A 10,183-nucleotide genomic window follows, 5' to 3' on the forward strand; every position below is an offset into this window, starting at 1 on the left:
CAATGCAGGCAGATTTCGTAATTGTGGGGTCGGGCTCGGCGGGCGCGGTCATGGCGGACCGTCTTTCGGCGGACGGCAAGCATTCCGTCATCGTCATCGAGTTCGGCGGGACGGACATGGGCCCGTTCATCCAGATGCCGGCGGCCCTCTCCTATCCGATGAACATGAGCCGCTATGACTGGGGCTACCAGAGCGAGCCGGAACCGCATCTGGGCGGCCGCCGCCTCGCCTGCCCGCGCGGCAAGGTGATCGGCGGATCCTCCTCGATCAACGGCATGGTCTATGTCCGCGGCCACGCGCGCGATTTCGACCATTGGGAGGAACAGGGCGCGAGGGGCTGGGCCTACAAGGACGTGCTGCCCTATTTCGAGCGCATGGAGACGAGCCATGGCGGCCAGGACGGCTGGCGCGGCACCGACGGGCCGCTGCATGTCAGCCGCGGGCCGCGCCGGAACCCGCTCTATCACGCCTTCGTCGAGGCGGGCAGGCAGGCGGGCTTCGAGCTGACCGAGGACTATAACGGCGAGAAGCAGGAAGGCTTCGGGCCGATGGAGATGACGGTCCATCAAGGCCGCCGCTGGTCAGCCGCCAACGCCTACCTGAAACCGGCGTTGAAACGGAGCAACCTGACGCTGGTGAACGGTCTCGCGCGGAAGGTCACCTTCGACGGCAAGCGGGCGACGGGCGTCGAGATCTCCCGCGGCGGCAGCGTGGAGACGATCACCGCAAACCGCGAAGTGATCCTCGCCGCCTCCTCGATCAACTCGCCGAAACTGCTGAAGCTTTCGGGCATCGGCCCCGCGGTCGAGCTTGCCGGACACGGCATCGAGGTGCTGGCGGACCGGCCCGGCGTCGGCGCCAACCTGCAGGATCACCTGGAGCTCTATATCCAGCAGGAATGCACCCAGCCGATCAGCCTTTATTCGAAGCTGAACCTCTTCTCCAAGGGCCTGATCGGGCTCGAATGGCTGCTCTTCAAGTCCGGCCTCGGCGCGACCAACCATTTCGAAAGCGCAGCTTTCCTGCGTTCGAAACCCGGCGTCGAATATCCGGACATCCAGTACCATTTCCTGCCAGTCGCGATCCGCTATGACGGCAAGGCACCGGCCAAGTCCCACGGTTTCCAGGCCCATGTCGGGCCGATGCGCTCGAAGTCGCGCGGCAGCGTCACCCTGCGCTCCGCCGATCCGCTCGACCCGCCGGCGATCCGCTTCAATTACATGAGCCACGCCGACGACTGGGCGGATTTCCGCCACTGTATCCGCCTCACCCGCGAGATCTTCGGCCAGCAGGCCTTCGATCCGTTCCGCGGCAGGGAGATCGCGCCAGGAGACCACGTCGCCAGCGACGAGGCGCTCGACGATTTCATCCGCGACGCGGTCGAGAGCGCCTACCATCCCTGCGGTACCTGCCGCATGGGCCCGGCGGACGACCCGATGGCAGTGGTCGATCCGGAGAACCGGGTGATCGGGGTTGAGGGTCTCCGTCTCGCCGACAGCTCGATCTTCCCGCGGATCCCGAACGGCAATCTGAACGGCCCGTCGATCATGGTCGGCGAGAAGGCCTCGGACCATATTCTCGGCAAGGCGCCCCTTGCGCCGTCGAACAAGCAGCCCTGGATCAATCCGCGCTGGCAGACGTCAGACCGCTGAGCCGCCCGCGACCCAAGAGGACCGAAAGATGCGCGCCCAACCGAAAGCCTCCCACTTCATCGCCGGCTCCTATATCGAGAGCCCCGGCGGCAAGGGTTTCGACAGCCTCTACCCCGCGACCGGCGAAGTCATCGCCAAGATGCATGCCGCCAGCGGCTCGACCATCGACAAGGCGGTCGCCGCGGCCCGCGAGGCGCAGAAGGAATGGGCGGCGCTGAGCGGGGCGGAACGCGGCCGGGTGCTGCGGCGGGCGGCGGAGATCCTCCGCGCGCGCAACCGCGAGCTGTCGGAGCTGGAGACGCTCGATACCGGCAAGCCGCTGCAGGAGACTCTGGTCGCTGACGCCGCCTCCGGCGCGGACTGCCTCGAGTATTTCGGCGGGATCGCGGCCGACATTCATGGCGAGTTCACAGATCTCGGCGGCTCCTTCGCCTACACGAAACGGGAACCGCTCGGCGTCTGCGTCGGCATCGGGGCCTGGAACTACCCGATCCAGATCGCCTGCTGGAAATCGGCCCCGGCGCTCGCCTGCGGCAACGCGATGATCTTCAAGCCGTCGGAAACCACGCCGCTGACCGCTCTTAAGCTTGCCGAGATCTACAAGGAGGCAGGGCTGCCAGACGGCGTCTTCAACGTCGTGCAGGGCTTCGGCGATGTCGGCGCCGCACTCGTCGCCCATCCGGGCGTCGCCAAGGTCTCGGTCACAGGCTCGGTGCCGACCGGCACACGGGTCATGGCGGCGGCGGCGGAAGGGCTGAAGCAGGTCACCCTCGAGCTTGGCGGCAAGTCGCCGCTGGTCGTCTTCGAGGACGCGAATATCGAGAACGCGATCTCCGGCGCCATGATCGGCAATTTCTATTCGAGCGGCCAGATCTGCTCCAACGGCACCCGCGTCTTCGTGCAGAAGTCCATCAAGCAGAAGTTCCTCGAGCGTCTGCGCGAACGCACGGCGAAGATCCGGCTCGGCGATCCGATGGACGAAGCAACCCATCTCGGCCCCCTCGTCTCAAAGGCTCAGTTCGAGAAGGTGCTCGGTTATATCGCGAGGGGCCGCGAGGAAGGCGCCCGCGTGATCATCGGCGGCGATGCCGCGACCGTTCCCTCCTTCAAGGACGGCTGGTTCGTCGCCCCGACCGTCTTCGCCGACGTGAAGGACAGCATGACCATCGCCCGCGAGGAGATCTTCGGCCCGGTTATGTGCGTGCTCGACTTCGACTCAGAAGAGGAAGTTGTCGCCCGTGCCAATGCGACCGAGTTCGGTCTCGCCGCCGGCGTCTTCACGAAGGACATCCAGCGCGGCCATCGGGTCGTCGCCGCGCTCGAAGCAGGCACCTGCTGGATCAACGCCTACAACCTGACCCCCATCGAGATGCCCTTCGGCGGGATGAAAAAATCCGGCATCGGCCGCGAGAACGCCCGCGCCGCAATCGAGCATTACACCCAGCTGAAGAGCGTCTATGTCGAGATGGGGGACGTCGAGAGCCCTTACTGATCGGCCAACGGTTGCGTTGCCAAGGCGGTGCCGTGAATATGCCCCCACGAATAAGGGGGAAACTTGAATGCGCATCGCGGTTGTCGGCGGCGGGCCTGCCGGGCTCTATTTCTCGTACCTGATGAAGCGGCGGAGGCCTGAGACCGAGATCCGGCTCTACGAGCGCAATCCGGAAGGCGCCACCTTCGGCTTCGGCGTCGTCTTTTCCGACACCGCGCTCGCCTTCATGGCGGCGGACGATCCCGAGACCCATGACGCGATCCTCCCGGCGATGGAGACCTGGCGCGATCTCGCCCTCGATCTCGAAGGCGAACGGATCGTAATCGACGGCGTCGGGTTCGCGGCGATCGGCCGCCTGGAACTGATCCAGCTCCTGACGAAGCGAGCAGAGAGCGTAGGCGTCGCACCGCAATTCGGGACGGAACTGAGCGATCTCTCGGACCTGGAGGACGCCGACCTGATCGTCGGCGCGGACGGGCTGAACTCGCTGGTGCGCGGCGACGGCGCCGATTTCGGGGCGGAGATGCCGCTGCTGGAAAACCGCTTCATCTGGTACGGGACGGAGCGTCCTTACGAAACCCTGACCCAGTCCTTCCGCCGCTCCGCCGACGGACCGTTCAACGCGCATCATTATCGCTACGCGCCGGACCTCAGCACCTTCATCGTCGAGACCGATGCCGCAACCTGGAACGCCGCCGGTTTCGCCGGAATGGACGAGGATGCGACCCGCGCCTATTGCGAGGAGGTCTTCGCCGACGTGCTGGACGGCCACAGGCTGATCAGCAACAAGTCGTACTGGCGCCAGTTCCCGAAACTCTCCTGCCGGAACTGGTACAGCGGCAACAGGGTGCTGATCGGAGATGCGGTCCATACCGCCCATTTCAGCATCGGCTCCGGCACGCGGCTGGCGATGGAGGACGCGCTCGCGCTTTCGAAAGCCCTCATCGAGACGCCCACGGACATTCCGGCCGCGCTCGCCGCCTACCAGGCCGCGCGCAAGCCGATCACCGACAAGCTCGTCACCGCAGCCAATACGAGCGCGGCCTGGTACGAGAATTTCGCCGAGCATATGAAACTCAAACCGGCCGATTTCGCCTATTCCTACATCCAGCGCAGCGGCCGCATCGACGACGAGCGCCTGAAGCGCCTCGCCCCGAAATTCTTCGAGACCTACAGCACCGATTGGAACAAGCGCGCGGGAGCTCGGGCATGAGTGCCGAAGCGATCCGGGATCTGGTCCCGCGTGATGCGGCCGAGACTGCGGAGATCGGCTTTAACGTCCCTGAGCGCTACAACGCCTCCAGCCTGCTGTTCGACAATCTGGCGCAGGGACGCGGCGACAAGATCGCCGTATTCTCCGACCTCGGCACACGCACCTACAGTGAGTTGGCGGAGCAGGCCTGCCGCTTCGGCAACGGCCTCCTGTCCCTCGGTCTCATGCGCGGCGACCGGGTGCTGCTTCTGATGGCGGACACGCCCGCCTATCCGGCCGCGATCATGGGCGCGATCCGGGCCGGACTGGTGCCGATCCTGGTCAATACGCTCTCGACCGCCGATCTGGTCTCTTTCTATGCCGAGGACGCGGGCGCGCGCGTGCTGGTGTTCGACGAGGCTTTCGCCGAGATTGCGGGCGCTTTCTCTCCGGAACTCCTGGCCTCGCTGACGGCGATTTCTGTCAACGGCGACGGCCCCTCAGCCCTCCCTGGCGCTTTGAGCGGCGCGGACTGGCTTGCCGCTCAACCGGCCACTCTGGAGGTGGCCGATACAGGCCGGGACGACCCAGCCTTCATGATGTATTCCTCCGGCTCGACCGGGCGCCCGAAGGGCATCCTGCATCTGCAGCACGACGCGCTCTACACGGCGGAGAGCTATGCGCGTCATGTGCTGAAGATCCGCGAGGACGATATCTGCTTCTCCATTCCGAAGATCTTCTTCGCCTACGGTTTTGGCAATGCGGTGACCTTCCCGTTCCATGCCGGCGGCAGCGTGGTGCTGTTCTCCGGCCGCCCGACCCCGGAGGCGGTCTACGGGATGATCGCCCGCTTCAAACCGACCCTGCTCTTCGGCCTGCCGACGCTCTACACGGCGATGATCAAGGATCCGTCTGCGGACGGCGCGGATCTTTCCTCCGTGCGCACCTGCATCTCCGCCGCCGAGATCCTCTCGCAGGAGATCTTCGACGCCTGGAAGAAACGTTTCGGGCACGAGATCATGGAGGGACTCGGCTCGACCGAGGTGCTGCACATCTATCTCTCGAATACGGAGACGGAGAAGAAGATCGGCTCGGCCGGCAAGATCGTGCCGGGCTATGCCGCCCGTCTGATCGACCCGGAAGGAAAGCCCGTCGCAGCCGGCGAAGACGGGGTCCTGTCGGTACGCGGCGATTCCAACGCGCCCTGCTACTGGAACCGCCCCGACAAGACCGCCGAGACCATGCGCGACGGCTGGATCTATACCGGCGACCGGTTCCGCTCTGACGCGGACGGGTTCTATTTCTTCCTCGGACGGATCGACGATCTGGTGAAGGTCAGCGGCCAGTGGGTCTATCCGCTGGAGGTCGAACTCTGCCTGAACGAGCATCCGGAGATCGTCGAGTGCTGCGTCGCCGCCGTCGAACTGCCGGACCGCCGGACCATTCTCCGCGCCTATGTGACGCCCTCCAAAGGGATCAAACCGGACGACGCGCTGACCCAACGGCTCAAGAGTTACGTGCGCGAGACGCTGCTCCCGCACAAGGCACCGCGGGACTTCCTCTATTTCGACGAATTGCCGAAGACAGGAACCGGAAAGATCGACCGCCAGACGCTGCTGAAGAGAACCCGCGTCGAAATGGAGAGCGTTAAAAACCCATACTAGAAAAACATGCCAAACCAGACCTTGACCGCGCAGACAGTCCGACCCGTATGTTAGTATTTTTTTGATGCAGGACAATTTCGGAGAGGTGTTTCGGCAATGTTTGGCACCAACAGGACACGCACAAATCCTCAATCCGACATAAACGGTTTCAGCAATTCTGCCTCTCTGCAGACAGCTTCCGACTCGGAACACCTCCACCTATCAGGGCATCAAGACATCGCGCTCAGGATTGCATCGATTTATTGCGTCGCTGCGACCATCTGGATCCTGACTTCGGACACCCTTGTCGATTTCGTATTTTCCGGCGGAGCGGCGCATCAGGTTCAATCGTTCAAGGGCATCGCCTTTGTTCTCGTGACCGCCGCCGTCCTCTTCTGGATCCTCAAGTCCGCTCAGAAAAGGGAACTCTCGCTTGCAAAGCGCTTGCGCAGCGCTATCGACGCGTCTCGTGACGGTCTTTGGCAGTGGAATCTGGACCGGGACAAGATCGTCGTGACATCGGGCGGCGATGCTGAGCTCGGCTGGGACTCCGCTGAAACAATAACAAACTTGGACGCCTGGAAATCCGTTGTTCATCCGGACGACTGGCCGAAGGTATCCGACCTGATGGACTCGGTCAGCAATAACCCGGAAGACGACTGGTTACTTGAGCAAAGGTTCAAGACCGTCAACGGAGACTGGCACTGGATAGAGATCAAGGGGCACGCCGCGTCACGGAGCGAAGATGGTTCTGTCGAGATCATGGAAGGCTCATACCACAGCATAGACAGGTTGAAGCGTGCTCAACTCGCCCTTGAGCGAAAGAACAGGGCCCTGAGTATCCTCGTCATCGCCTACGACGCGATGTCCTCCGGTCGCCCCAATGAAGAATGTCTGAAAATGCTCGTTCAGGGCATTGCCGGATCGGATGACTGCCCTGTCGCATGGGTGGGCAAGGCAATGGACGATGAAGCGAAAAGCATTCAGCCATTCGCCTGGGCCGGGCAGTCCTCCGAGTTCGTTCGAACAGCAACCTTTCGATGGGACGACAGCCCTTACGGGCTCGGACCGACGGGAACATGCATCAAGACCGGCAAACCCGCCCTCTTCCGAGATGTTCAATTGGATGAAGCGGCAGCACCACATAGAGACCAGCTCCGCAAATACGGAATTCGGTCTGCTATTGCCATCCCGATCACCACGACGGATGACCAGAAGTACGTCTTGAACATAAGCGGAAATTCGCCGCAGCAATTTTCCGGGGAAGACCTGGAGACCTACGAAATGATCGCCAAGGTCCTGAAGGTCATGGTTGGTTCCGCCGACATGGCGTTTCAGTTCGGCCAGTCCGAAAGAGCGCGATTGGAGATCGGAAACCGTCTCCAGAAAGCCGTCATGGGCGTCACAGCCGCTCTCGCAACCGTCGTTGAGAAACGCGATCCCTATACAGCCGGCCACCAGCAGAGGGTTGCAGAGCTGGCCATTGCCATCGGAAAGGAACTCGGCCTTCACGAAGACCGGTTGGAAGGCGTCCGGATCGGTGCCTGGATTCATGACATCGGCAAGATTGGTGTGCCGACCGAAATCCTGAGCAAACCGGGGAAACTAGATGCAACGGAAATTGCTTTGATCAAAAGACATGCAGAGATCGGCTACGACATTGTCAAAAACATAGATTTTGGCTGGCCCGTCGAGAAGATCGTTCATCAGCATCACGAACGCATAGACGGATCGGGTTACCCGCAAGGCCTGAAGGGAGATCAGATCGCCCTCGAGGCGAAGATCGTTGCCGTCGCCGATGTGGTCGAGTCAATGGGTACGGATCGACCGTATAGAAAGAGAATCCCCTGGCAGGTCGTCCTTGATGAGATCCTGCGCGGCCGCGGGAAGCAATACGATGAATTGGTTGTCGATGCGGTGATGCGCATCTTGAGCGCAAGAGCTCAAGCGTTTGGTTTCGACACCAATTAACCGTTCCTCATTGCAGTGATGGACCGGCGTAGGAACGCTCTCCACCGTCGAACCCTGCTCAGGTCCGGTTCATCCGCCTGATCTGCATCCATGTCGCCAGTCCCGCGAAGAGCGCGACCGAGCCGATCAGCAGGGTGGCGAGCGCGTTGATGTCCGGCGACACACCGAGCCTGACCTTGGAGAAGATCACCATCGGCAGGGTCGAGGAACCCGGGCCCGAGGTGAAACTGGCGATCACCAGATCGTCGAGCGAGAGGGTGAAGGCGAGCAGCCATCCCGAGGCGAGCGCCGGGGCCAGCATCGGCAGGGTGACGAGCAGGAAAGCGGTAAAGGGCCGGGCGCCGAGATCGAGCGCGGCTTCCTCGATCGAGCGATCGAGGCCGCTCGCCCGGGACTGCACCACCACCGCGACATAAGCGGTCGAGAAGGTGATATGGGCGATCAGGATCGTGTCCACCCCGCGCCCGACCGGCCAGCCGATCAGCTGCTCCATCGAGACGAAGGTGAGCAGCAGGCTGATGCCGATGATGACGTCCGGCATGACGAGCGGCGCGGCGATCAGGCCGGTGAAGAGCAGCCGTCCGCCGAAACGCCCGAAACGCGACAGCGCGAGCCCGGCCATGGTCCCGAGCAGGGTCGCGCCGGTCGCGTTGATGATGGCGATCTTGATCGAGAGCCAGGCCGCCGACAGTACCTGCTCGTTGCGGAACAGTTCCGCATACCACTCGACCGACCAGCCACCCCAGACGCTGACCAGCTTGGACGCATTGAAGCTGAACACCACGAGCACGATCAGCGGCAGGTAGAGGAAGGCGAACCCGCCGACCACCACGCTGTAGAGCGCCACGCGGCTTCCGGTCCGGCTCATGCCTCGGCTCCCTGGCGGCGGTTCTCGACGACCTGGAAGAGCATGATCGGCACCACCAGAAGGAGCAGCAGGACGACCGCCAGGGCGGAGGCCAGGGTCCAGTCGCGCTCGTTGAAGAAGGTGTCCCAGAGCATCCGCCCGACCATCAGCGTGTCGGAGGCGCCAAGCAGGTTCGGGATCACGAACTCGCCGGTCGCCGGGATGAAGACCAGCATGGCGCCGGCGATGATGCCGGGCACCGAGAGCGGCAGCGTGACCAGCAGAAATGCCTTCCAGGGCCGGCAGCCGAGATCCTCCGCCGCCTCCACGAGCGACCAGTCGAGCCGTTCGAGCGTCGCGTAGAGCGGCAGGATCATGAAGGGCAGATAGGTGTAGGAGATGCCGACATAGAGCGCGAAATCGGTCTGCAGCATGCGGATCGGCGTGTCGATCACCCCGATACCGAGCAGCAGGGCGTTCACGAGGCCGGTATCCGCCATCAGTGTCTTCAGGGCATAGACCCGGAGCAGGAAGGAACTCCAGAACGGCAGCATCACCGCCATCAGCAGCAGGTTGCGCACCGTCGGGGTCGCCCGGGCGATGGCATAGGCCATCGGGTAGCCGATCAGCAATGTGATGAAGGTCGAGATGCCTGCGACCATGAGCGAGTTGAAATAGCCTGCCCTGTAGAGCGCGTCATCGAACAGAAGCTCGTAGTTGAAGAGCGATCCGGCGAAGCTCCCGTCCGCATTGAAGAGCGGCGAATAAGGCGGCTGCGCCAGCACCGGCTCGGACAGCGAAATCCGGAAGACGATGGCGAACGGCACGAGGAAGAAGACGAAGAGCCAGAGATAAGGGATCCCCGCCACGGCTCCCCTGCCGGAAAGCCAGAACGGCCTGCGTCGGGCGGCCATGTCAGTCGGCCCCCAGCAGCAAGGCATTGCCGGGCTCGAACCAGATCTCGACCCGGTCGTCCCAGTCGACTTCCCGCGCCGCTCCGGTCTCGCTGTTGGCGCGGGTGATCTCGACCAGGTGGCCCTGCTGTGTCCGCACCCGGTAGGAGGTCACGTCGCCGAGATAGGCCAGTCCCTCGACCGTCCCCCTCAGCCGGTTCACCAGCGTCAGCGGGGCCGATCCCTCGCGCGCGATCCGGACCTTCTCCGGACGGACGCCGACCGTACCGCGCATACCTTCCCGCGCCTCTCCGGCAACGGCGAAGAGGGATGTCTCCAGTCCGTCCACCGCCAGTTCCGCGATACCGTCACGCACCGCCGTCACCTGTCCGTCGAAGAGCGAGATATTGCCGAGGACCTCGGCCTCGTAGGCCGCCTCGCGCCCGACGACGACCGTGGTCGCGCCGTTGAGCAGCGCGCACCAGATCTCGTA

General features: G+C 63.3%; 8 protein-coding genes. 5 read left to right on the forward strand and 3 right to left on the reverse strand.

Annotation, left to right across the window (positions count from 1 at the left end):
• Positions 1–2 precede the first annotated feature (2 nt).
• The 5 genes from betA (at position 3) to JJ959_RS06205 (ending at position 7,950) form a co-directional block, all read left to right on the forward strand.
• Positions 3–1,652, forward strand: coding sequence for a choline dehydrogenase (gene betA / locus JJ959_RS06185; RefSeq protein ID WP_292880922.1), 1,650 nt, complete (start codon positions 3–5; stop codon positions 1,650–1,652).
• Between the two features lie 28 nt (positions 1,653–1,680).
• Positions 1,681–3,144, forward strand: a complete 1,464-nt coding sequence (gene betB, locus JJ959_RS06190; protein ID WP_292880924.1) for a betaine-aldehyde dehydrogenase — start codon at positions 1,681–1,683, stop codon at positions 3,142–3,144.
• 67 nt (positions 3,145–3,211) lie between these two features.
• Positions 3,212–4,357 (forward strand): FAD-dependent monooxygenase, encoded by a 1,146-nt coding sequence (locus tag JJ959_RS06195; protein ID WP_292880927.1) that lies wholly within the window; start codon positions 3,212–3,214, stop codon positions 4,355–4,357.
• Positions 4,354–6,000, forward strand: a complete 1,647-nt coding sequence (locus JJ959_RS06200) for a benzoate-CoA ligase family protein (protein WP_292880930.1) — start codon at positions 4,354–4,356, stop codon at positions 5,998–6,000. The genes JJ959_RS06195 and JJ959_RS06200 overlap by 4 nt, the downstream gene beginning before the upstream one ends.
• Positions 6,001–6,096: 96 nt before the next feature.
• A complete protein-coding gene (locus JJ959_RS06205) occupies positions 6,097–7,950 on the forward strand; it encodes an HD domain-containing phosphohydrolase (protein ID WP_292880932.1) in 1,854 nt (617 codons plus the stop codon).
• A 58-nt stretch (positions 7,951–8,008) separates the two neighbouring features.
• Here JJ959_RS06205 and JJ959_RS06210 read toward each other — a convergent pair whose 3' ends face one another.
• The 3 genes from JJ959_RS06210 to JJ959_RS06220 all read right to left on the reverse strand — a co-directional run.
• Complete coding sequence (locus JJ959_RS06210; RefSeq protein ID WP_292880934.1) at positions 8,009–8,818, reverse strand: ABC transporter permease subunit; 810 nt, start codon at positions 8,816–8,818, stop codon at positions 8,009–8,011.
• On the reverse strand, positions 8,815–9,711 hold the full coding sequence (locus JJ959_RS06215; RefSeq protein ID WP_292880936.1) for an ABC transporter permease subunit: 897 nt from the start codon (positions 9,709–9,711) through the stop codon (positions 8,815–8,817). The genes JJ959_RS06210 and JJ959_RS06215 overlap by 4 nt, the downstream gene beginning before the upstream one ends.
• Position 9,712: 1 nt before the next feature.
• Positions 9,713–10,183, reverse strand: a 471-nt coding sequence (locus JJ959_RS06220; protein ID WP_292880938.1) for a TOBE domain-containing protein, incomplete at its 5' end; no start/stop codon positions are given.

This window comes from Nisaea sp. (genome assembly GCF_017640745.1).
In the GTDB taxonomy this organism is placed as follows: domain Bacteria; phylum Pseudomonadota; class Alphaproteobacteria; order Thalassobaculales; family Thalassobaculaceae; genus Nisaea.